This window comes from Phyllobacterium sp. 01N428, from assembly GCF_056399405.1.
In genome coordinates, this window is record NZ_JBFTRH010000005.1 from 35,768 (window position 1) to 59,512 (window position 23,745).

Here is a 23,745-nt window from a genome sequence, read left to right on the forward strand (position 1 = left end):
TCTCTCAAACGATAAGCATTACCACGGGATCACAGTTGATTCTGCGCACGCGATGCCGGGTCGAAAATCATAAAAATCGTTATTTGACGGCAAGCGAGAGCCTCGCGCCTTTGCGAAACGCCGACCCGCCTGCACTGCTTCGTGCAATCATCCGCTTTTGCGCGTCCTGCAATTCGCGGAGGGCACCCTCATAGTCGAGATTGGCCACGGCGTGATTGCGGACGACGGCAGATCCGTCGACAAAGACATCCCGGACCGCACGATCGGCTGCGCAGTGCAAAAGGTTGCGCAGGGGATCATGCACAGGCTGCATGCCCGGCGTCGCAATGTCGATCAGGACCAGATCAGCCTTGGCTCCGGCTTCAAGCCTGCCAATATCGCCCCGTCCAAGCGCCTTGGCGCCGCCGATCGTTGCCGCATTGAAGACGCCTTGCGTATCGATTTCCGCGAAGTTGCGCCCGGCGATGCGCGCGCAGATCAGCGCCTGGCGTATCTCTTCGAGCATATTGAACGGATAGCTGTCAGTGCCGATTCCGATGGTCACCCCCGCGCGTTGATAGGCGCCGATCGTTTCAAGAGTCATGCCGCTGCGCGCAAAAGTTACCGGGCAGTGGGCAACCGCTGTCCCGGTCTCGGCCAGGCGGGCAATGTCGTTGCGGGTGCGCTGGCGCGTCCAGGAATGGTGATCGGCAAAAATGCAATGGCCGAGGATTAGATCGGGACCGAGTATGCCGATCGCGTCGAGATGCTGGATTGCGGTGCGACCGTGGCGCCGCAAGAGTTCCTCATGCTCGGTCATGGTTTGCGCCGCATGGATTGTAATCGGCGCGCCTCGCCGGCGCGCCTCGTCGGCGGCTTCGGCCATAAGCTCCGGCCGGCAGGTCTCGATCTGCGAGGGCGCGACCACGCCCTGAAGCCGGCCGCTCCCGTGGGCACTGATTTCGTCGACGAGCGCCAAGGCCTGCCGGAATCGATCGTTCCCCGCTGCATCGTCCCAGTCGAAATCCAGGCGGTGGCTTTCGACGACGCGCCACTGCGCCTGGCGAAATCCCGGAGCCAGATATCCGCGCAAGCCGCTTTCCGCCATGGTCGAAATCCAGCGCGGATGATCGCCCGCAATGTCGAGCATCGTCGTCACACCGCTGCGCATCAGATCGCCAAGCATGACAGTCTGCGCCGCGGCTTGTGCGTCCTCATCCGCATCGAGCAAGGCCGAAAATTCGTAAAGCGCATTGCCCCAGAGTGCGGGCGTGCCGGCATCCTCGAACAGTCCCTTGGCGAGCGGCTCGTCGCCTGAATGGCAATGAATATTGACGAGGCCGGGCATAACCATGAGGTTCGTCCCGGAAATCTCCTCGTTTACCGCACCGACGTAATGGCCGCCGACTTGCATAACCCCCGCGCTAGAGAAAGCTACGTCACCGTCATTCATGTAGACGTGAGCATCGGTTTCCGCGTCCCAGGCGACAATCCAGGCAGCGTCCCGGATGACAGTAACTTTCTCAGTCATGACCAACTCTAAATCTCCGTTCAAGAAAGCGGCTGTAGGCGCCCATGATGGCGCTGAAAACGAGGTAGACAAAAGCCGCAAACACATAACCTTCGAGCACGGCAATACCCTGCCACTGGGGATCGCGCATCGCTGCGCGTACCGTGTCGAGGAAATCGAGAAGCCCGACGATCGTCACGAGCGTCGTATCCTGGAAAAAGCCGATGAACAGCGAGACAAGCGGCGGAATGACGATCTTCAGGGCTTGCGGGAGAACGATAAGGCGCATCGTCTGCCAGTAATGCAGGCCCATTGCCGAGGCAGCCTCGACCTGCCCCTTGGGCAGCGCCTGCAATCCGCCCCGAACGACTTCAGCGATATAGGCGGCGGCAAAGAGAATGATTGCGACCTGCGCCCGCAACAGATTGTCGATGTTGAAGCCAGTCGGCAGGAAGAGCGGCAGCATGACCGAAGCCATGAACAGAATGCTGATCAACGGGACGCCGCGGACGAGCTCAATGAAGACAACGGCAAGGACACGGATGGCCGGCAGGTTTGACGCGCGCGCAAGCGCCAGCAGCACGCCGAGCGGGAAGGCGCAGACGAGACCGACGGCGGACAGCATGAACGAAAGCGGAAGGCCGCCCCATTTGGACGTCGGCACATAGACAAGGCCTGCAAATCCACCGAGCATAAGCCAGAAAATGACGATGCACGCCGCGGTACCGAGGACGAGGAGCCGGCGCCCCCAGAACATCGGGATCATGGCGATGCCGCATGTGCCGAAGAACGTCAGCAGGGCAAAAAGCGGCCGCCACTGTTCTTCGAAGGGATAGAAGCCGAACAGCATGAAGCGCATCTTGGCAACGAGGAAGGGCCAGCATGCCCCGCCCTGCTGCTGGCAAACAGCAGGCGTTCCGGTAAAGACCGCATCGACCAACAGCCAGGCGATGACATGCTTCAGTGCCCAGGCGATGACGAGGATGCAGCCGACGGTGATAGCGCCATTGACCGGCGTGCCGAAATAGGGCTTGAGCTTGCTCTTCAGAGAGAGCGAGGGCCGATAGCGCCGAACGGAGATGGAGACGTCTTCTGCGGTCAAGTCACCTCTCCCGCAATGCAACGCGCGCATTGTACCAGTTCATGAACAGCGAGATGGTGATCGACAGGCTGAGATAGACCAGCATGAACAGGGCGATCGGCTCTATTGCCTGCCCGGTCTGGTTCATTGTGGTGTTGGAAACCATCACCACGTCGGGATAGCCGATGGCTATCGCCAGCGATGAGTTCTTGAAGACGTTGAGATAGGCGCTCGTCATTGGTGGAATGATGACGCGCAGGGCCTGGGGCAAGATGACCAGCCGCATGATACGCGAGGGTCTGAGCCCGAGCGCGGCCGCGGCTTCACGCTGGCCCTTGCGGATCGAAAGGATGCCGCTGCGGACGATCTCGGCAACGTTGGCTGATGCGCTGAGGGCGAGCCCGACGAAGAGAGCGACAAACTCGGGCGTTAGCTGCGCGCCGCCAGCGAGGCGAAAGCGGCCGAGTTCCGGCAGGCTGAGATCGAGCTCGGGACGCAGGATTAGCCAGGCGACAAGCGGTGGAATGGCAATGATTGCGCTGATGAGCGGCCAGTTGGACTGGTCGGTCCCACTTTCAATACGCCGCAGCCGAAGGTGGCGCGCATAGAGGTAGGCCAATCCGCAACCAAACAGGAATGCCGCTGCGATCATCGTGTGATCGTTGCTCCAGGCGATGGATGGAACTGCGAGGCCGCTATTGCTGAGAAAGACGAACGGCAGAAGCTGCAAGGCCTCGCGGACCGGCGGAAGGATGGTGACGATGACCGCATAGCAGAGAAACAGCAACAGCAGCAGCGGGACGTTGCGCAGGGCCTCGACATAGAGCAGCATCAGACGGGCGAATAAAGGGTTGGACGAGAGCCGGCCAATCCCCACCAGAGTGCCGATGATCGTGACGGCAACCGATGCGAGGATAGAGACCCGAATCGTGTTGAGGATGCCGACAAGCAGCGCCTTCGCATAGCTGTCGGATGGCTGATAGTCGATCGGCGATTGGCTGATGACGAATCCAGCCTCGCGCCAGAGATAGGAAAAGCCCGTGGCGATGCTTTGCCGTGCAAGGTTTTCCGAAACATTATTGAAGAGATAGAGGCCCGCGGCAACGACGCTGGCGACGCACAAGCATTGATAAAGAATGCCCCGCGTCCGCTTATCGCGGAAATTCAAGCGGAACGGTGCCTGCGCGACACGCATCGAAGCCCCCCAGCATGCAAGATCCGATTGAAATGGATGAGCCGATGCGGAGATTTATCCCGCACCGGCTCGCTTTAGCTCAGCGGAACGGCGCCGCGTAAAGCAGGCCGCCATTGGTCCATTGATTATTGGGACCGCGGGTCAGGCCGAGGGCGGTTTTTTCGCCAAGATTGCGCTCGAACATTTCGCCGTAATTGCCGACGCCCTTGATGGCATTGTAGAGCCACTTGTTGTCGAGGCCGAGCATGGGTCCAAGATCCCCGGTCACGCCAAGCATGCGCTGGATCTCAGGGTCTTCGCTCTTTGTCTTGTCGTCGATATTGGCTTGGGTAATCCCCTTCTCTTCCGCGGCAATGATGCCATAGGTGGTGAAGGAAACGATATCGCGCCAATTGTCGTCGCCCTGCCGTACGGCCGGAGCAAGCGGTTCCTTCGAGATCGTATCCGGGAGGATGATGTAGTCGGCCGGGTTCTGGGCGACAGCGCGAATGGATGCGAGATCGGAGCGATCACTGCTCAGCGCGTCGCAACGCCCGGAGAAGAATGTGTTGCGCAGTTCATCGGGATTTTCGAAGACGACGGATTCAAACTTGCCGTTGTTGGTGCGGAAGAAATCGGCAAGGTTCTGTAGGGTCGTCGTGCCCGGAAGAATACAGATCGCTGCATCGTTCAATTCCTTGGCGCTCTTCACGCCAAGCTTGGCCGGAACCATGATTCCCTGTCCGTCATAGAAGACGGTCGGTCCGAAATCGAGGCCGAGCGACGCTTCGCGCGAGAAAGTCATCGTCGTCTGGCGCGAGAGAATGTCGATCTCGCCCGACTGAAGCGCCTGAAAGCGCGTATTGATGTTGGTGAGAACGAAATCGACCTTGTCAGGCGACCCGAAGACTGCGGCAGCAACAGCGCGGCACACATCCGCATCGAAGCCCTGCATGACGCCCTTGCTGTCTGCGTAGGCAAATCCGGCGACATTCATCGAAACACCGCAAATGAGCTTGCCGCGCTTCTTGACCGTGTCGAGTGTCTGTTGTGCTGAGGCCGACGTGGAGCTCATTGCGGCAAGAGCCGCCAGCGACGCGAATACAAAACTCCTAACCCATTTTGATTTCATTTTGTTCCCTCGTGTTTGTATTTTTGTATACGATAATCACACTTATTGCATCCTGTCACGCACTGATTTTGCGGGGGCGAATTGTCTCCCCCGGTGCCAAAATCAGCAGTGTTCAGAATCTCCGAGTTCTCGATTGCGCGGGTCGCCGTAGGCCGGCCATGGCCTCGGCCTGAACGAGCCCCGCATGGAATGAACAGACAAGCGGGATATCCCATTCCGGCTGCAGACCTTGAGCAATTCCGGCGAGCGCAGCCCCGCCAATGATGACGACATCAGCGCCCTGCTCGCGGACTGCCTTGTCGACGAGCACTCGCACCGCACTGCGCGCCTCGTCGGGCCGCGCGGCCAGATCAAGCGCCCTTCCCGGAATGGCGTACATGCCGCAGCAGCGATCTTCCAGCCGCTGCTGGCGCATCAGTTCGCGCAACATTCCCGGCCAGCGCTCGCCGATGGTCACGATCGCAAAGCGTTCACCGAGCTGCAAGGCAGATACAATGGAGGCTTCCGCCATGCCGACGACAGGGAAATCAAAGACTTCCTTGGCGGCTCCGATGCCGGGTTCACCAAAACAGGCCAACAGACAGGCATCGTATATATTGTCGCTGGCCTCGGCCAAATGTTCCTTGACCGTATCGATGATGGCATGAGCCGCGACCGCCGCACTTTCGCGATCGCTGATATATTCGGCGCCAAACCGTGCGGTCAGCGCAGTGACATTGCATTCGGATGGCAGCATGGCACGCGCCTGATCACGCAACCGTTCGGTCAGTGCCAGGTTGGTATTACCATTGACAATCAGGAGTTTCGAACTCTGGCTCTCAAGCATGGCCAGCCCTGCAGGAAGCTGCGCTCGTCGCCCACCGAATGAAGATTACGCTTGTCCCTGGCGATGCCGTGAACATGACCGTGTGCTCCCCCTATTCCCGCTGCTTATGGTCGAATGCACCGGGCCTCTTTACGAAGACTATATACCGATCGTGAAAAATAGTATACAAAAATAAATCTAAATAGCATACACTATTGCCAATTCACGGATTCCGTCTGATACGATATAAGTTGGTGATCAACAGATGGGTTGCACATGAACGAACAGACCTTGACCACCGGTAAAAAGCGCCAGCGTCTCCCAAGCAGCAATACAATGTATGAAGCCTTGCGGCGGGCGATCATTGAGCGTGCCCTGCGCCCCGGCGACAAATTGCCGGAGGACGTCATCGGCGATCGCTTCGGTGTCAGCCGCACTATCGTGCGAAGCGTGCTTGGGCGTCTGCACGGCGAGGGTTTGATCGACCTAAAGCCAAATCGCGGCGCGACCGTGGCTCAGCCGACGCTCGAAGAAGCCTACGATATCTTCGAAACGCGGCGGAGCCTCGAACGCGATGTGGTGCGCCGCCTCGTCGAGCGCATCACACCGGCAGAGATCAAGCGCCTCAAGGACCATGTCGCGCGCGAGGAAACCGCCCGCACCCAGGATTCACCGGACTCGATCCGGCTCGCCGGCGAGTTCCACATTCTTCTCGCCGAGATGGCGGGCAATGCCGTAACGGCACGCTACGTAAACGAACTCGTGTCGCGCTGTTCGCTTATTCTCGCCCTCTATGGCCGGCCGCACTCTTCGGACTGCGCGGTCAACGAGCATCTTGAAATCGTTGCCGCTTTGCAGAAGGGCGATAGCGAGAGGGCTTTTGCCGTCATGGATCATCACCTTGAGGCGGTCACCGAACGCGCTTTGCTGACGTCAAGCAATCACCAGCGCGATATCCGGTCGATATTGGACGACTATGTGAAATGATGCCATTCCCGGCAAAGGGAATGGCACGATTCTATCAGGAGGCCTTCGCCTCGATTGTCGTCTCGGTCTTTGCCTTGTAATCGGCCACCGACATGGTCTTCAGCTCGAAATAATCGCGCGTCGTCGCATAGCCATGACCGCCCATGCGGCCGACCGCATCGAGCACCGTGGCATCTACGTAGAGCTTATCGGCGTCGATGGCATTCTCGTGGAAATGCGCGTAGACGACCTCCCCAAGCACGATTTCACGGCTTTCACCGATATTGAGGAATGAATGCAACCGACATTCCAAAGCTGCGGGCGCTTCGGCGATACGGCCAGCCGCGATAGCTTTACCTGGCGCAATCGTCAGGCCTGCCTCGGCGATCTCGTCGACGCTTGCGTCAAAGGGCACGGCGCAGATGTTCATCTCGTCCATGATCGATCCCGATACAACATTGACCGTGAAGCAGCCGGTGTCCCTTATATTGCGAACCGTATCCTTGGAGTGTCCGCTCGGCGAATACTCAACCCCAAGCGCGACAATGGCGGGGTCCGAGGAAAGGCAATTGAAGAAGCTGAATGGCGCTGCGTTGGCGCGTCCCTCGCGGTCGACAGTGGATACCAGTGCGATCGGGCGGGGAACAACCGTGCCGATCAGGATCTTGTACCGTTCACGCGGCGTAAGGGTATTGAAATCAAAGGAAACGCTGTTCATCGGAAGTCTTTCAAAAGGTTGATTGGGTTGGACGACTCGCCGCTCATTCGATGAGATCGGTGTCGCGGGCGTGGCCCCAGAACATGGGCGGCGTGCGAACGAGATCGTGCAGATCGAGGCGCTCGATCATGCGCTCGGTTTCGCGCTGCGCCGCATCGAGAACGGCATCCTGATCGACATGGACGGGATGGCGATCCCGCAACAACACGCGGCCGCCGACGAGGACCGTGTGAACGTCATTGCCATTTGCGAAATAGGTGACGCGGAACTCCGGCATGTTTGCCGGATAAAGATGCGGGCGACGCAGGTCTATGAGGATGATATCGGCCTTCTTGCCGGGCTCGAGTGATCCGATTTCGTGGTCGAGACCAAGTGCCCGCGCGCCGTCGATCGTGGACATTTCGAGGACCTTGCCCGGCGGCATCCAGCTCGGGTCGTGGAAATGCGTCCGGTGGTAATGCATACATTGCTGCATGTGACGAAACATATCGGCCGAGCGGTCAGGCGCCGTTGCATCGGATCCCATTGCAACGAGCACACCAGCCTGCAGGAACTCGGGCACCGGGCAGCGGGCGAGGATCGAGGCAATCGCACTCGGATTGTGAACGATGCGCGTATCGGTGCGCGCGCAGATCGCGATCTCGTCGTCCTCAAGTCCGGTTGCGTGCGAAAGCAGCGTCCGCGGCCCAAGAATCCCGATTTCGTCGGCAATCCGCACGCTCCCCTTGGTATGGCCGTCCTGCATGAAGACCAGTCCGTGTTCGTCGGCGAAAGTCTTTACGGCGCGCGATTGGGAAACAGCATCATCGGCGCCCGGCGCGTCCAGATTTTCCTGATGCAGGGTCGGCGTGAGCATGGCGACGTGAAGACGTCCTTCATGGCTATCGTGCCAGCGCCCGGTCAACTCCTCGCAGGTAGCAAACTGCTGCTCGAACGAGACGGGGTAATCGGTCCGTTCAGAACCCTTCCAGCGCGCATAGGTCAGGGGATGAGGTGGTCGGGTCGTGCCAACAGCGACTACAGAGCGTGTACCGATGCCAAGGACGCCTTCCATATGTGCGTCGCCATAGACTGCTTCGTCCGTCCGCATGACGGAATCACCGCCGCCGAGCAGTGAAACGCCGGTCGTCACCCCGAAGCGCAGACGCTCCAGCGCGGCAAGCTGGGCCTCGGCATGCCAGAATTCCGGGGTCGAGCCGACCGTATAGGCGCCCTGGCAGGCGCGGTACCAAAGGTCGCTGCGCCCGCCGCCGAGGGTCTTGATAAGGCCGTGGCCGGCATGGGCATGGCTGTCGACGAGTCCCGGCATGATGACCATGCCGCGCGCGTCGATGACTTCACGGGCAGGATGATTGCGCGCTACAATATCGGTCGGACCGACGGCGACGATACGATCGCCCTCGATCGCCACCGCGCCGTCAGCAATGATGCGCCGCTCCGGATCGATGGCGATGACGGTTCCGTTTTTTATGAGAATATCTGCCATTGCCTGGTCCTTATGCGGCGGTATTTTCGGCTTTGAGAATACGGTCGAGCGAGGGCGCTAGGCGCAAAAGCTCACGCGTATATTCGTGCTGCGGGGATGAGAACAGCGTCTCGGTTTCCGCGAGTTCTACGATTTCTCCGCCCTTCATGACGGCGACGCGGTCGCACATCTGCCGGATCACAGCGAGGTCATGGCTGATGAACAGCATGGAAAGGCCGGCAAGATCGCGCAGATCCTTCAACAGGTTAAGAAGCTGCGCCTGTACCGAGACATCGAGTGCCGAGGTCGGCTCGTCGCAGATCAGCATTGAAGGCTGCGGCCCGAGGGCCCGGGCGATCGCGATGCGTTGGCGTTGTCCGCCGGAGAATGCATGCGCGAACCGCTCGCCCGACTGGCCGCTCAGCCCGACAGCCTCAAGCAGGATGGCTGCGTCTTCACGGGCCTCGGCAGCGTTGGAAGCAAGTTCGTAGAACAGAATGGGCTCAGCGATTGCGGCATTGATGCGCATGCGCGGGTTGAGGGCTGAATAAGGGTCCTGGAACACCATCTGCATTGACTGGCGGACGGATTTTGTCCTGCGGGCCTCCAGGGCAACTCCCTGGAAATGCACGGAACCTGAAGTCGGGGCAACGAGCCCGGCGATGGTATTCGCAACCGTCGTCTTGCCGCAGCCGGATTCGCCGACGAGGCCGAAAATCTCGCCGCGCTTGACGTCGAACGACACGCTCTTTACGGCCTTGAACGCTGTCCTGCGGCTTGGCAGAAACGAACGCTGGCCATATTCGACGCAAAGTTCGCGCACCGCCAGCACCGGCTCATCACCCTTGCTCTCTACGGCCGACCTCGTCTTGCCGCGCACCGCCTCGCGCGCCTTGAGTGTTGCGGGCGTCTCTTCGCTCGGGACCGGCAGTCGCTCCAGCCGGTGTTCGATTGGCGGCACCGCAGCGATCAGCGTGCGTGCATAGGGTGCCTTGGGCGAGGTGAGAACGCCGCGCGCCGAACCGCTTTCGACAACGCTGCCGTTTTGCATGATTGTCACCCGGTCGGCAATTTCCGCGACGACGCCCATATTGTGTGTGACGAGGAGCACGCCGACGCGCCGCTCGTCGGCAAGATCACGGATAAGCTTGAGAATTTGCGCTTGCACTGAAACGTCGAGCGCCGTGGTCGGCTCGTCGGCGACGATCAATCGCGGATCGCAGGCGAGCGCCGTGGCGATGACGACGCGCTGACGCTGACCGCCGGAGAGCTGATGCGGGTAGCTTCCTAGGCGGCGTTCCGATTCGGGAATGCCGACTGCCTTGAGAAGATCGAGCGCACGTGCGCGGGCTTCCTTGCGGCTGATCTTCAAATGGGCAAGCATCCCCTCGCAGAGCTGGCTTTCCACCGTGAACAGCGGGTTGAGGCTGGTCATGGGATCCTGGAAGATCGCGCCCACGTCCCGGCCGGGAACGATGCCTTCGGTGCGACCGGTGCGCGTGTTGATCTGCTTGCCGGCGATGGAAATCGACCCGCCCGCAATGCGGCCTGGCGCCTGCAGAAGACCCATCAGCGCATTGCCGACCGTGGTCTTTCCGGCGCCGGACTCGCCGACAAGCGCATGGATTTCGCCGGGGCGGATGGTCAGATCGATATCGTTGACGGCGACGAGTGTGCCGCCATTGGTGAGCGGATACTCGACCCTGAGGTTCTTGATGTCGAGTACAGGTGGCATTTGCGTGTCCATCAGTGCGCCATCAGTTTGGGGTTGAAGCGGTCGCGCAGGTAATCGCCAATCACATTGACCGCGAGTACAAGCACAACGAGGACGGCAGCGGGCATGACCGCAATCCACCAGAGGCCCGAGAACAGGAACTGGTTGCCGATGCGGATCAGCGTGCCGAGCGAGGGATAGGTGGCGGGCATGCCAGCGCCGAGGAACGACAGCGTCGCCTCGGTGAGGATGGCGCCAGCCAGGTTGATCGTCGCAATCACCATCACCGAACTCATCACATTCGGGAGGATGTGACGCAGCATGATGCGGCGCGACGGAAGTCCGATCACCTTGGCGGCACGCACATAATCGCGCGCGTTCTCCACCATGGTCGAGGCACGTACCGTACGGGCATACTGGACCCACTCATTGAGGGCGATGGCGCAGATAAGGATGACCGGGGCCCACTCGGACACCGTCGCGCCACTCAACTGCGCGCGGGCGACACCGCTGATCAGCAGTGCGACGAGGATCGTCGGAAAACTGACGAGTACGTCGCCGACACGCATCAGGATCGTATCGATGATCCCGCCGAAATAGCCCGCGATCAATCCAAGGGTGACCCCGATAATCGCGGCGAGCAGCACCGCCCCGATGCCGATGATGATAGAAATACGCAGGCCGAACAGTATAACCGATACAAGATCGCGGCCCTGATTGTCCGTGCCGAGCAGAAAGCGCGGATCGCCGCCGTCCATGAAGGAGGGCGGAATTTCCATATCGATGAGCGAATAGGATGAGACGTCGCGCGGATCCATCGGCGCGATCAGCGGAGCGAAAATCACGAGTACAATCATCGTGGCGAGCACAAGGCCGGCAATGATGACCGAGATCGGCGGCAGTCGGTGCTGGAGAAAAGCGCGCGTTGTCATCACTTCGTCCTCAATCGCGGATCGATGAATGTGTAGAGAATGTCGACGACCATATTGATCATGACGAACAGGAAGCCGACGAAGAGGAGGTAGGCGGCGAGAACTGGCACGTCCGGATAGCCGACCGCATTGGTGAAGAGTAGGCCCATGCCCGGCCACTGGAACACTGTCTCGGTGACGATGGCGAAGGCGATCAATTGCCCAATCTGGAGACCTGTAACGGTCACGACGGGCATCAATGCGTTGCGCAGAGCGAGCCGCCCGTAAATATGCGAGCGCGGCAAGCCGCGGGCAAAGGCGAAGCGGATATAGTCGGACGAAAGGACGTCGATCATTTCCGAGCGGACGAGGCGCATAATCAGCGTCAGCTGGAACAGCGCAAGCGTGATGGAGGGCAGGATCAGCGATTTCAGACCCGAAACGGTGAGGAAGCCGGTCTGCCAGCCACCGAGATTGACCAGTTCGCCGCGTCCCGACGAAGGCAGCCAGCGCAGGTTCACGGCGAAGATCAGTATGAGAAGCAAGCCCGTTACGAAAGTCGGCATCGAAATGCCGACGAGCGTTGCCGACTGGATGATGCGCGACAGAAATCCCGTAGGCTTCAATGCGCAGACGACGCCGAGCGGAATGCCGAGCGCCAGCGACATCACCGTCGCGACCAGCACGAGCTCCAGCGTCGCCGGCAGCCTGTTCATCAACAATTCGGCGACGGGCTGCTGGTAGCGGAAGCTGGTGCCGAGATCGCCGTGCAGGACACGGCCGAAAAACTCGACGAACTGAATGAGCATCGGTTTGTCGAGGCCGAGCGCTGCGCGCAGCGCATCCTTTTCGGCCTGGCTTGCCCCTTCCCGCACCATCATGGCGACAGGATCGCCGACGAAGCGGAACATGATGAAGGCGACGGCTGTGACGGCGATCATAACGAGGATCGCCTGAAAGAGCCGCATCGAAACAATTTTGATCATCGGACCATGCCTTCCATGGAGCGCGAAGCAGCTTCACCGGCCCTTCGCGGATGCGCCTCTAAGCCCTAAAGGGACCAGCGCAGCGGTTCTAATTGGCGAGGCACGTGCCGCATGTGCGGCACGTGCCACCAGTTTAGTTCATGTGTGCGAACCACGGGCGAACATATTCGTCCGGGAATTGCGGCATGTCGACCTTGTCGCTCATCGCCCAGGCGACCGGCTGCTGATGCAGCGGCAGATAGAGCACCTCGTCGTGGGTGATGGTGAAGGCTTCCTTCAACATCGCGACGCGCTTGTCCTGGTCGAGTTCGGTCGATGCCTTGCGAGCCAGTTCATCGATTTTCGGGTTCGACAGGCCGTTGGAATTGCTGCCACCGAACTTGCCGTCGGTGGTGGCAAGCAGGGCCTGCAGGACGCTGTAACCATCCATCGGCGGAAGCGACGCCCAGCCGAGCATGTACATGTCGAATTCGCCCTTATCCATGCGCGGGAAATAGGTGGTCTTGCTCTCGACACCCACATCGGCCTGAACGCCGATCTTCGCCCACATCGACGCGATCGCAAGGCAGATCTGCTCGTCGGCGATATAACGGTCGTTGGAGCAGTTCAGGCCAACCTTGAAGCCATCGGGATATCCGGCTTCGGCAAGAAGCGACTTGGCCTTGTCGATATCGTAGGCAAGCGGGGCATCGATGCCTTCGTCATATCCGGTGACGGGCGGCGCCACCATCATGCCGGTCGTGCGGGACTTGCCGCGCATGAGCCGCTTCTGGATCGTTGCCAGATCGACTGCGTGCCACAGCGCCTGGCGAACCTTGACGTCGAGGAGCGGATTGGGCTTGCCGGGTTCGGCGTGCAATTCCTTCTTCCAGTTGAAACCGAGGAAAATGACGCGAAGGGACGGATTCTCCACCACCTTGAAGCCTTGCGTGTTGGCGACGCGGTCGATGTCCTGCAGCGGTACCGGGGCGATCATGTCGAGTTCGCCGGAAAGCAGCGCGGCAACGCGGGTCGCGTCGGACGCGATGGGGCGGAATTCGACGCTCTTCAGATTGTGTTGCGGCTTGTCCCACCACTCTTCATTGACCGCAAATACGGACTTCGAATCCGGCTCGTAGGTGACGAGCTTAAAGGGACCGGTGCCATTGGCATGGTTGTTTGCATATGTCGTGACGCCGGTGGATGTGTTGCCGGGCTTCAGAGCGTTATGCTCTTCCATCCATGGCTTACTCATCATGTAGATCGCGGCCAAATCGTTGAGGAGCAGCGGATAGGGGCCGCTCAGGATGAGATCGACCGTATAGTCATCGACCTTCTCGACACCGATGACGGCCGAGAGATTTTCGCGGTTGCGCGCGCCTGGATCGATCTGGCGCTGGATCGTCGCGACGACGTCATCCGCGTTGAAGGGCTGGCCTTCATGAAATTTCACACCCTGGCGCAATTTGAAGCGCCAGCGATCAGGAGCAACGACTTCCCAGGATGTCGCCAGGGCAGGCTCCAGTTGCAGATCCTTGTTACGGCGCACCAACGGATCGAAAACCATGTGGTGGACGCTTTGGGTAAAGCTGTCGACCTGAGCGTTCGGATCGTAGGAAATGACATCGCCGGCGGACGACCACCGCAGTGTCTGAGCCACGGAAGGCATGGTCATCGGCACGACAAGCGCGAGACCGGCCAATAATGTCTTGAGATATTTCTTCACGGGGTATCTCCCATTTTGTATACACACGTTCCCGCTATTATGGTACACAGATTGTACACAATTTCAAGGTGACAATTTCACTTTTCGCTGATTTGATGTCACCGACATGCACTTCAACATTGGGGAGCCGAATAGAATGGCCAATGCATTGCTCATCGAGAACGGCGTCATCGTCACCATGGATGGCGGTAGCCGCATCATCGAAGGCGGCAGCGTTCTGATCGAGAACGGTATTATTACATCAGTTTGCAATGGACAGGTTGTGGATGTCGACGCCGAACGCATCGACGCGCGCGGAATGGTCGTGATGCCCGGCCTGATCGACACGCACGCGCATGCCGGACACACCTTGACCAAGGGCCTTGGCGACGATTCGGAACAGTGGATGAACGTCACGGGCCGTATCTATGCGAGCGCCGTGGATACGGAATTCTGGGCCGCAGAAGCATGCCTTTCCGCACTGGAGCGCATTAAATGCGGCACGACGACCGCAGCGCTGCTCTTTGGCGGTGGTCCGGATATCATGCGCACGGAAGCCCCTGGGGCTGCGGAGGCCCATCTGGCGGCGGTTGCCGACATGGGCGTGCGCGAGATCTTGGCTGTTGGCCCGAACCGGCCAACGTCCCGACACCGGTATACCGATTACGCGGGTGGCACTGGCAGGGAAATTGCGGTCTCCCCGTCGGAGCAATTGGCAGTCTGCGGCCGCCTCATCGACGCATGGGCCGGACGCAACGATTTGCTTCGCCTTGCGATTTCCCTGCCGGTGTTCACTGCGAGCGAACTTGAAGGCGAATCCGTATACAAGATTTCGGCGGATGCGCGCGACATGGCGCGTGAAAAAGGCGTTTTGCTGGTTCAGGACGGGCACCGCGAGGGCTCAATCGCAGCCAACGCAACGCGCCTCGATCTCTTCGACGGATATTCACTGCTCGCGCACTGCATCGAGCTGACCGAGGCGGACATCGCGGTCTTGAAGCAAACCGGGGCGAAAGTCGCACACAATCCAAGCGCGCTCATGTCGGTATCGGGACGCTGTCCCGCACCGGAATTGATGGAACACGGCGTCACCGTTTCGCTAGGCACCGATGCCGCCGCGCCCGACCGCCCATTCGATATGTTCCGCAACATGTTCCAGGCGCATCGTTACCATGCGCGTCACTTGCGTGATGATGCGGTGCTGCCGCCCAAGCAACTTCTTGCAATGGCAACGATCGAAGGCGCGCGCGCACTCTCGATGGAAAACGAAATTGGTTCGATAGAGGTGGGAAAGCGCGCCGATATCATTCTCGTGAATATGCGCCAGCCGCATTTGTGGCCGCCGGTCAACCCGGTGCAGCGGCTTGCCCGCTTCGCCAATGGCGCTGACGTCGATACGACGATTGTCGGTGGACGCGTCCTTATGCGTGGACGCAAACTGGTCGATCAAGATGAGAATGCCATTCTGGAGCGAGCCGAAACCGCGTTTCATCGGATGATTGCGCGTCTGCCTGCGCTCTGACCGCGACCGCCTTCGATTTAGCTGGAGTTACTGATGACCACTGACCTTATCATTCGCAACGTGCGCCCGCTCGGCGGTGCGCCAACCGACCTTTTCATCCGCGACGGTCGCTTTGTCGAGGCTGCCGCACCCAAAGGCACGGATGCAATCGACGCCGGCGGACAAATCGCCCTTCCAGGACTGGTTGAAGCCCACACGCATCTCGACAAGACGCTGATCGGCATGGACTGGTATCGTAACGAGGTAGGCCCGACACGCAACGACCGTATCCTTGCCGACCGCAAGGCCAAGCGTGAGCTGGGCATTGACGCACAACGGCAATCCGCCCGCCAGATCATGCAGACACTGTCCTTCGGTGTTACCCATATTCGCACCCATGTCGATGTGGACACGGAGATCGGCATCGCCAACGTCCAGGGCCTCGTAGCAACGCGCGCGGCCTTTGCAGGTCTTGTCGATGTGCAGATCGTGGCGTTTCCGCAAAGCGGCATGCTGGTCCGCCCCGGCACATTGGCGCTGATGGAAGAGGCGCTCAAGGCCTGTGCCGATATCGTCGGCGGCATCGATCCGGCATCGATCGACCGCGATCCGGTGCGCCATCTCGATGCAATTTTTGCGCTTGCCGATCGTCACAGCAAACCGATCGACATCCACTTGCATGAGCCGGGTGAGCTTGGCGCATTCTGCCTCGAACTCATCATTGAGCGGACGCGCGCGCTTGGCCTGCAAGGCCGGGTGATGGCCAGTCACGCCTACTGTCTCGGCACGCTCGATGCGAAGCGGCAGGGAACGCTGATCGATGCGCTCGCTGCGGAAAAGATTGCCGTCATGACCGTCGGCAGCCCCTCTGCGCCTGCACTGCCACTGAAGCTGCTGCGCCAATCGGGCGTGATTGTCGCCTCGGGATCTGACGGCATTCAGGGGACGTGGGAACCCTGGGGCAGCGGCGACATGCTGGAACGGGCCAAGTTCCTTGCCCAGCGTAACGGCATGACCGCAGACGCTGATCTCGAGGCAGCTGTGGACGTCTGCACCTTTGTTGGCGCGACCGGCATCGGACTGCATGACTACGGCCTCGCACCCGGTTGTCACGGCGATCTCGTTCTCGTGGGGGCTCAAACGCTGGCTGAGGCTGTTGCCCTCACCCCACATGAGCGCACTGTCATTCGCGGTGGTCGTGTCCTCGTGCGCAACGGTCAATTGAGCGAGGACCTGCCGCATGTCGATTGAACCGGAAAAGAACCAGGGCTCAGAAGGTCCGGTGCTCTTGACGGCGCGCTGGATCGTCGGTCACGCCGACGGGCGGCACGTCCTCTATGAAAACGGTGAGGTGGTCTATGACGGGAATGAGATCACCTTCGTGGGCCAGCACTATACTGGGCCGGTAGGCCGGCGCATCGATCATGGCGTGGCGCTCATCGGACCTGGCTTCATCGACCTCGACGCGCTTTCCGACCTCGACACCGGCGTCCTCGGCCTCGACCACCAGCCGGGTTGGAAGAAGGGCCGGGTTTGGCCGCGCGACTACGTTAACGCCGGGCCGGTGGAGATGCTCGATCCGGACGAATTGGCATTCCAGAAACGCTATGCTTTTGCGCAACTCATCCGCAATGGCATCACCACCGCATTGCCCATCGCTTCGCTGTTCTATCGCGCCTGGAACGAGACGACCGACGAATTTGCATCTGCGGCCAACAGCGCCGGAGAACTGGGATTGCGCGTCTATCTCGGACCCGCTTTCCGGGCCGGTCATTCGGTTGTCGAGGAGGACGGCAGCATCGTCGTCGAGATCGATGAAACGCGGGGGGCCGATGGTCTTCAGCAGGCTATTGCATTCTGCCAGGAACATGAGGGGCGCCATGGCGGCCTCGTTCGCACGATGCTGGCACCGGACCGGATCGAGTTCTGGACGGAGGGCTTGTTGCGGAGGGCGGCGGTCGCTGCACGCGACCTCCACGTGCCCCTGCGCCTGCACTGCTGCCAGTCGGAATTCGAGGTCAACACCATGCGCGAGCGCTTCGGCACAACCTCGGCGCGTTGGCTGCAAAGCATCGGATTCCTTGGTGAGAAGGTACTCTTGCCGCATGGGACGAACGCCGAGCGCGCGGACCTTGACCTCATCGCAGCGTCCGGCGCGACGCTTGTTCATTGTCCGATCGTGATGGCTCGTCATGGGGTGGCGCTCGACAATTTTTCCGACCTGCGCCGCGCCGGATTGCGTATTGGCATGGGCACAGATACCTGGCCGCCCGACATGGTACTCAACATGCAGGTCGGACTCATGCTCGGACGCGTGATGTCCGGCGATACGGCGCGCCCCGCATCCACCGATCTTTACGATGCGGCGACAACCGGAGGCGCCGATGCGCTCGGCCGAAGCGACCTCGGACGTTTGTGCAAGGGGGCTAAAGCCGACATTGTCGTCTTCAACCTTGGGGCGGATCATCTCGGTCAAATAACGGATCCGATCGCCGGACTCATGACTTCGGCAAGCGGCCGCGATGTCGACACTGTCATCATCGATGGGCGGACGGTCATGCAAAATGGCATCATACCGGGCTTCGACTTCGAAGCGTCGCATGGACGAGCCCAACGCCAGTTTGAACGTCTGGTTGCGCGCTATCCGGAACGTACCTGGAGACATCCACCGGTCGAGGCGATCTTTCCGCCCTCTTATCCAACCATTCGTTCAACCGGAGTTGCGAAAGAGTAACAACCAGATTTTTCCGCTGGGGATTGGCCATTCAAGGCTACCACCAGAGGTCGCAACTCCCGGATAAAGATGATAGTTAGCAAAACATCAACTCGATTCCGGGAGTGCCGAAATGAGATTTGCCTGCTACGTTGTGATGACCGCCGCGCTTGTCTTCGCATCTTCGTGCACAACACCCGGAATGGATACCAATCTCGCCAGCACCTCGCTGCGCAACTCCATATTCGACGAGTGCGGTTGGGCGGCGGAGTCATCCACACTCGGTGGCCTGCTTCCCAAAATCTCTTCAGGCCGGGACGGCTTTCATCGGATCACCGTAGAGGTATGTACGGCTGCCAGGAGCGCGGGCACCGCGCCCGGAGAAACAGCTACCGTGAGTGTTGAAGGAAAGTCCGTGCGTGGGCGCTTCTTGCTCCCGGGCGAGAATCCCTAGGGGCGGCGGCAAACCGCACCGCCAGGCGGCGTGCCTGGAAATCAATCGTCAGGATCGTGCGGGTGTCCGTGGTCGTCGACAATCGGCAAGTCCAGATTGAACTCCCGCACGAGGTCTTTAACTTGCACCGGGGTCAGGTAGCGCGGATTTAGGTTCCTCAGCATGAGGTAAAGCTTGGCGCCCTCCTCAAGCTCCTCGGTGGCGAAAACCGCGGCCTCGAGAGTGTCGCTGGCGACGACGGGGCCATGATTAGACAGAAGCACCGACGCATATTTGCCGGCAAGACCGCGAATTGCATCGGCAACGGCCGGATCGCCCGGCCGATAATAGGGTAGCAGCGCGATCTGACCGGCGCGCATGAGACAATAGGGCGTCATCGGCGGCAATGCTGCGCGCGGGTCGATCTCTGGAAGCATCGACAGTGCGACAGCGTTCGTTGAATGAAGGTGGACGATGGCACGCGCGGCCCCACGCGTTTCGTAGAGCGCGCTGTGCAGCGGGATCTCCTTGGTTGGTTTGTCGCCCGAAACGTGTCGACCGCCAGCGTCGAGATGCGACAGCCTCGCGGGATCGAGAAACCCGAGCGAGGCATTGGTCGGCGTGACCAGCCAGCCGCCATCATCGAGCCGCACTGAAATGTTCCCCGAGGAACCCGGCGTTAACCCCCGTTCGAACAGCGACCTGCCATATCGGCATATATCTTCCCGCAAGCGCGCATTGGACATCAGGCTGTTTCCCCTTCAATCAATTCAAAGCCGAGGTCGATGACCTGCGACGGCGCGTCGTCAACCACCAGTTGCGCCGCCACCTGGCCGATTGTGACGCGCGGGGTGAGCAGGGTCGAAAGCCGTTGCGGAGTGGCGCGGCCAATATCGAGCCCATTATAGCCGAGGATCGCAAGGTCGTCCGGCACCATTATCCCGTGCGAAAGACAATGGAAGTAGCCACCGAGTGCCATGTCGTCGTTGGAAAAGTAAACGGCATCGACGTCGGGACTTCGTGCAAGCAGTTGTTCCAGCCCCGCCCTTCCATTTTCCACCGACGATGGCCCGGCATGAATCTGCCGGTCGGCGAGTGGAGCACCAGCTGCGCCCAGCGTTTCACAAAAGCTCGCAAAGCGCTTGCCGGCCCTTGTGTCGCGGTTGAGGTCATGCCCGACGTAACCGATGCGCCGATAGCCACGCTGCAGCATGAAATTGGCGCTTTCCTGCCCGGCCGCGTGATTGGAGAAACCCACGGCGAGATCAAGCGCGACACCGTCTATATCCAGCACCTCGACGACGCGGCATTTCGCGGCGCGCAGCATCTTGACAGTGCCGTCCGCATGCTCGTAGCCCGCCAGCATCACCGCTGTCGGCCGCCAGGCAAGCATCGAGGCGACCAATGCTTCCTCCTTCTCAGGATCATAGTCCGTCACCGCGAAAACTGCCTGATAGCCATGGTCTTCGAGCGTAGCACTCGCGCCGCGCAGCACATCCGTGAAGACGATGTTCGAAAGCGATGGGATAACGAACGCCACGAGCCGCGAGCCTGCCGACGCCAGCGTGCCGGCGATCCTGTTTGGCACATAACCGAGGTGCTGAACCGCCGCCAGGACACGGTCTCTTGTCTTGGTGGTAAAGGAGCCGTGATTACGCAGGACACGTGACACTGTGCTCTCGCCGACGCCGGCCGCCTTGGCGACTTCGGCGAGGGTTACACCTTCCTGCTGGTTGAATTCCATGCTTCCCTGTTCCATTGCCGCGCGCCGCACTGATGCATTCTCCCGTCTTTCCAGCACTAATCAAGTTATTTTGGCAGCGCTACCAATTTCGATTGGCAGCGCTGCCAAAATGCAATACCGTGCATGTATGACGTGAGCCCAGGGAGGCACCGCAATGGTATCACTGCCGGACAATGCAAACGCAGCATCGAAGATTGCGGTGATCGGCCTCGGTTCGATGGGCTTTGGCATGGCGCGATCGCTGAAACGCGCCGGCCTCGACGTTACCGGATACGACGTTGAATCCGCGGCCGTTGAACGTTTTGTTGCCGAAGGCGGGTTTGGCGCGCCCACCCTAGCGGAGGCGGTAAAGGATGCCGACATCGTCGTTTCAGTCGTGGTGAATGCGGTGCAAACCGAGTCGGTTCTGTTCGGGCCGGAAGGCGTTGGCCAGGTAATGCGGCCAGGGGCAGTTTTCGTCTCGTCGGCGACAATGGATCCGGCCGTTGCCCGCGGTCTGGCAAAGCGGGTCGGAGCGCTTGGCCTTCACTACCTCGACGCCCCGATCTCGGGCGGAGCAAGCAAGGCCGCGTCGGGCGAGCTGACCATCATGGCCTCTGGCTCGAATAAGGCTTTCTCAGCGGCGCGCCCTGCCCTCGATGCCATGGCCGCAAAGGTCTACGAGCTTGGCGAGGAAGCAGGGACCGGCGCAGCATTCAAGATGATCAACCAGTTACTCGCAGGGATTCATATTGCCGCCGCATGTGAGGCCATCACATTCGCTGCCAAGCAGGGACTTGACCTTGGCAAGGTCTATGAGGTCATCACGGCATCTGCCGGCAACTCATGGATGTTCGAAAATCGCGTCCCGCATGTGCTTGCCGGCGATTATACCCCGCTCAGCGCCATCGAGATTTTCGTGAAGGATCTTGGTATCATTCAGGACATGGCTCGTGCGGAGCGCTATCCGGTACCGTTGGCGGCGGCGGCGTTGCAAATGTATCTCGCCGCCTCAGGTGCCGGCATGGGCCATGACGACGACTCGTCCCTTGCCCGCCTTTACGCACAGCTGTCGGGCGCCACCCTGCCGGCAGCGGCAAAGTAATTTCTGCAGGATCGAACGCATGCCCGTATTTGCCGCCAACCTGACGATGATGTTCAATGAATGGCCGTTCCTCGATCGCTTCGATGCGGCAGCCGATGCAGGCTTCAGTGCAGTCGAATATCTTTTCCCCTACGACGCCGCGCCGGAAGCACTGGCCGAGCGGCTCGAGCGCAACAGGTTGCAACAGGCGCTGTTCAACCTGCCGCCGGGCGATTGGGCCGCGGGCGAACGCGGCATTGCTGCGCTGCCCGGACGGTTCGACGAGTTGCGCTCGGGCGTCGACCGCGCACTCGATTACGCCGCGGCGACGGGAGCAAAAAGGCTGCATCTGATGGCGGGCATCGCCGATCCGGCCGACCCCGAAGCGCGATCACGCTATGGGCAGTCAGTCACTTACACGGCTGAACGGCTGGCGGAAAAAGGCATCGAACTGATGCTCGAACCCATCAATGCGCGCAATATGCCCGGTTATTTCCTCGACGATTTCAACAACGCGGTTGCGATCATCAAGGAACTCGAACTTCCAAACCTCAAACTGCAGTTCGACATTTACCACCGCCAGATCATGCATGGCGACGTAACGGTTGCACTGCGCGAGCTGATGGCGATGATCGGCCATATCCAGATCGCCAGCGTCCCGTCGCGCCACGAACCGGAGCGGGAAGAATTGAATTACACCTGGGTGTTCGACGAAATCGACCGGTTGGGCTATCAAGGTTTCGTCGGCTGCGAGTACAACCCGCGCGGCGCCACCCTTGATGGACTGGGCTGGTTCAAGCCCTATGCAAGGACCCTGCCATGACGGTGGTGCTGGGGTGCATCGCAGACGACTATACGGGAGCGTCGGACCTTGCCAACACGCTGACGAAGAATGGCCTGCGGACTGTTCAGACGGTCGGAATCCCTGATCCAGCACTCCATCTCCCTGATGTCGATGCCGTCGTGGTCGCATTGAAGATCCGCTCCGTCCCGGCGAGTGACGCCATCGCTGCCGCAACGGCCGCCGATATATGGTTGCGCAGGCACGGTGCGCGTCATGTCCTCTATAAAATCTGCTCGACGTTCGATTCAACGGCTGCCGGCAATATCGGACCAGTTACGGAAGCGCTCATCGGCTCGGATATGCACACGGCTGTCTTGGTCACGCCGGCTTTTCCGGAGACGCGTCGCACCGTCTATCTCGGTCATCTTTTTGTCGGCGACCAGCCGCTGAACGAGAGCCCGCTCAAGGACCATCCACTCAATCCGATGCATGACGCCAATCTCGTGCGCGTGATGCAAGCGCAATCGCGCGGACCTGTCGGACTTGTCGATCTGCCAACCGTCGCAAAAGGTCCGGGTGCTGTGCGGGAAAAGCTGATGGCACTACGCGGCCGGGGCGTCACTATGGCGATCGCCGATGCGGTTTTCGAACGAGATCTCGAGATTCTTGGTGAAGTCGCACTGGAGAACAGTGTTTCAACCGGAGCGTCCGGCCTTGGCCTAGGCCTGGCACGCGCCTTGGTGCGCTCAGGCCAGTTACCGAAGCCCAAGGATGCCCAAGCCGAAGTGGCGGGTGATATTGGCGGTCTTGCTGCAGTCATTGCCGGCAGCTGCTCGGCGATGACGCTCAAGCAACTTGCATTCGCCGAGAAATCGATGCCGGTGCTGCGGCTCGATCCTGAGCGCCTGCTTGCCGGGCCGGAGGAAGTGGCTGCTGCAATTGCTTGGGCAGGCGATCGCATTCATGAAGGTCCGATTGTTATCGCAGCCAGCGCCGAGCCGGAGACGGTCGCGCGCTTGCAATCGCGCTATGGGCGCGAAGCATCGGGTCATGGCATCGAGGCGGCTACCTCGACCATTGCTGGCGAGCTTGTCGCGCGCGGCGTACGCCGTCTCGTCATTGCCGGCGGCGAGACATCGGGAGCGGCGGTGGACAGGCTCGCCATTCCCGCCTTTCTGATCGGCCCCGAGATTGCGCCCGGCGTTCCGGTCCTGAAATCGATCGGCAACAAACAGGGCGACATGCTTCTCGCCCTGAAATCCGGGAATTTCGGCGGCGAGGATTTCTTCCCGGCTGCACTCGCCATGATGCGTTGATATAATTTGTCGACCGCTGTCGGCATCGCCCACACTCCGACGTCCTTGGTGCGGATAGAAACTTCC

Annotated in this window: 20 protein-coding genes; 7 read left to right on the plus strand and 13 right to left on the minus strand. The window is 60.3% G+C overall.

Annotated features, from left to right (window positions below; translation table 11 throughout):
• Window positions 1-79: 79 nt before the first annotated feature.
• The 5 genes from AC1DNI_RS13715 to AC1DNI_RS13735 all read right to left on the minus strand — a co-directional run bounded on the left by AC1DNI_RS13715 (window position 80) and on the right by AC1DNI_RS13735 (window position 5,702).
• Complete coding sequence (locus AC1DNI_RS13715; RefSeq protein ID WP_477692237.1) at window positions 80-1,510, minus strand: amidohydrolase family protein; 1,431 nt, start codon at window positions 1,508-1,510, stop codon at window positions 80-82.
• Window positions 1,503-2,591, minus strand: coding sequence for an amino acid ABC transporter permease (locus AC1DNI_RS13720; protein WP_477692238.1), 1,089 nt, complete (start codon window positions 2,589-2,591; stop codon window positions 1,503-1,505). Before AC1DNI_RS13720 ends, AC1DNI_RS13715 begins: the two co-directional genes overlap by 8 nt.
• Before the next feature lies 1 nt (window position 2,592).
• The gene (locus AC1DNI_RS13725; RefSeq protein WP_477692239.1) at window positions 2,593-3,765 is read right to left on the minus strand and encodes an amino acid ABC transporter permease; all 1,173 of its coding nucleotides are present in this window, start codon (window positions 3,763-3,765) and stop codon (window positions 2,593-2,595) included.
• A gap of 79 nt (window positions 3,766-3,844) precedes the next feature.
• Window positions 3,845-4,876: an amino acid ABC transporter substrate-binding protein gene (locus AC1DNI_RS13730; protein ID WP_477692240.1), complete on the minus strand. Its 1,032-nt coding sequence runs from the start codon at window positions 4,874-4,876 to the stop codon at window positions 3,845-3,847.
• Window positions 4,877-4,988: 112 nt separating this feature from the next.
• The gene (locus AC1DNI_RS13735; protein ID WP_477692241.1) at window positions 4,989-5,702 is read right to left on the minus strand and encodes an aspartate/glutamate racemase family protein; all 714 of its coding nucleotides are present in this window, start codon (window positions 5,700-5,702) and stop codon (window positions 4,989-4,991) included.
• A 255-nt stretch (window positions 5,703-5,957) separates the two neighbouring features.
• On the opposite strand from AC1DNI_RS13735, the gene AC1DNI_RS13740 reads away from it, so the two are divergent.
• Window positions 5,958-6,668, plus strand: a complete 711-nt coding sequence (locus AC1DNI_RS13740) for a GntR family transcriptional regulator (RefSeq protein ID WP_081815898.1) — start codon at window positions 5,958-5,960, stop codon at window positions 6,666-6,668.
• Window positions 6,669-6,702: 34 nt separating this feature from the next.
• Here AC1DNI_RS13740 and AC1DNI_RS13745 read toward each other — a convergent pair whose 3' ends face one another.
• The 6 genes from AC1DNI_RS13745 to AC1DNI_RS13770 form a co-directional block, all read right to left on the minus strand.
• Window positions 6,703-7,365 carry a flavin reductase family protein gene (locus AC1DNI_RS13745; RefSeq protein ID WP_027232035.1) on the minus strand — a complete coding sequence of 221 codons (663 nt, stop codon included), beginning with the start codon at window positions 7,363-7,365 and terminating at the stop codon, window positions 6,703-6,705.
• 43 nt (window positions 7,366-7,408) lie between these two features.
• Entirely contained in the window at window positions 7,409-8,851 is a 1,443-nt protein-coding gene (locus AC1DNI_RS13750) for an amidohydrolase family protein (RefSeq protein WP_477692242.1), read from the minus strand.
• A 10-nt stretch (window positions 8,852-8,861) separates the two neighbouring features.
• Complete coding sequence (locus AC1DNI_RS13755; RefSeq protein ID WP_477692243.1) at window positions 8,862-10,565, minus strand: dipeptide ABC transporter ATP-binding protein; 1,704 nt, start codon at window positions 10,563-10,565, stop codon at window positions 8,862-8,864.
• 11 nt (window positions 10,566-10,576) lie between these two features.
• Window positions 10,577-11,476, minus strand: a complete 900-nt coding sequence (locus tag AC1DNI_RS13760; protein WP_027232038.1) for an ABC transporter permease — start codon at window positions 11,474-11,476, stop codon at window positions 10,577-10,579.
• Complete coding sequence (locus tag AC1DNI_RS13765; RefSeq protein WP_027232039.1) at window positions 11,476-12,441, minus strand: ABC transporter permease; 966 nt, start codon at window positions 12,439-12,441, stop codon at window positions 11,476-11,478. The genes AC1DNI_RS13760 and AC1DNI_RS13765 overlap by 1 nt, the downstream gene beginning before the upstream one ends.
• Before the next feature lie 133 nt (window positions 12,442-12,574).
• Window positions 12,575-14,146, minus strand: coding sequence for an ABC transporter substrate-binding protein (locus AC1DNI_RS13770; RefSeq protein ID WP_370462223.1), 1,572 nt, complete (start codon window positions 14,144-14,146; stop codon window positions 12,575-12,577).
• Between the two features lie 136 nt (window positions 14,147-14,282).
• Between AC1DNI_RS13770 and AC1DNI_RS13775 the strand changes: the two genes are divergently transcribed.
• The 3 genes from AC1DNI_RS13775 to AC1DNI_RS13785 are packed head-to-tail and all read left to right on the plus strand — an operon-like array spanning window position 14,283 to window position 18,360.
• Entirely contained in the window at window positions 14,283-15,647 is a 1,365-nt protein-coding gene (locus AC1DNI_RS13775; RefSeq protein WP_477692244.1) for an amidohydrolase family protein, read from the plus strand.
• Between the two features lie 33 nt (window positions 15,648-15,680).
• On the plus strand, window positions 15,681-16,877 hold the full coding sequence (locus tag AC1DNI_RS13780; RefSeq protein WP_477692245.1) for an amidohydrolase family protein: 1,197 nt from the start codon (window positions 15,681-15,683) through the stop codon (window positions 16,875-16,877).
• Window positions 16,867-18,360, plus strand: coding sequence for an amidohydrolase family protein (locus AC1DNI_RS13785; RefSeq protein WP_477692246.1), 1,494 nt, complete (start codon window positions 16,867-16,869; stop codon window positions 18,358-18,360). Before AC1DNI_RS13780 ends, AC1DNI_RS13785 begins: the two co-directional genes overlap by 11 nt.
• Before the next feature lie 474 nt (window positions 18,361-18,834).
• On the opposite strand, the gene otnC is transcribed toward AC1DNI_RS13785, so the two are convergent.
• A complete protein-coding gene (gene otnC, locus AC1DNI_RS13790) occupies window positions 18,835-19,518 on the minus strand; it encodes a 3-oxo-tetronate 4-phosphate decarboxylase (RefSeq protein ID WP_477692247.1) in 684 nt (227 codons plus the stop codon).
• Window positions 19,518-20,516: a LacI family DNA-binding transcriptional regulator gene (locus tag AC1DNI_RS13795; protein WP_477692248.1), complete on the minus strand. Its 999-nt coding sequence runs from the start codon at window positions 20,514-20,516 to the stop codon at window positions 19,518-19,520. The genes otnC and AC1DNI_RS13795 overlap by 1 nt, the downstream gene beginning before the upstream one ends.
• Before the next feature lie 154 nt (window positions 20,517-20,670).
• Between AC1DNI_RS13795 and ltnD the strand changes: the two genes are divergently transcribed.
• Genes ltnD through otnK form a run of 3 tightly spaced genes read left to right on the plus strand, consistent with a single transcriptional unit; the run spans window position 20,671 to window position 23,679 of the window.
• Complete coding sequence (ltnD, locus tag AC1DNI_RS13800) at window positions 20,671-21,600, plus strand: L-threonate dehydrogenase (RefSeq protein ID WP_477692249.1); 930 nt, start codon at window positions 20,671-20,673, stop codon at window positions 21,598-21,600.
• 19 nt (window positions 21,601-21,619) lie between these two features.
• Complete coding sequence (gene otnI, locus AC1DNI_RS13805) at window positions 21,620-22,402, plus strand: 2-oxo-tetronate isomerase (protein WP_477692250.1); 783 nt, start codon at window positions 21,620-21,622, stop codon at window positions 22,400-22,402.
• Entirely contained in the window at window positions 22,399-23,679 is a 1,281-nt protein-coding gene (gene otnK / locus AC1DNI_RS13810; RefSeq protein ID WP_477692251.1) for a 3-oxo-tetronate kinase, read from the plus strand. The genes otnI and otnK overlap by 4 nt, the downstream gene beginning before the upstream one ends.
• The last annotated feature ends 66 nt before the right edge of the window (window positions 23,680-23,745 follow it).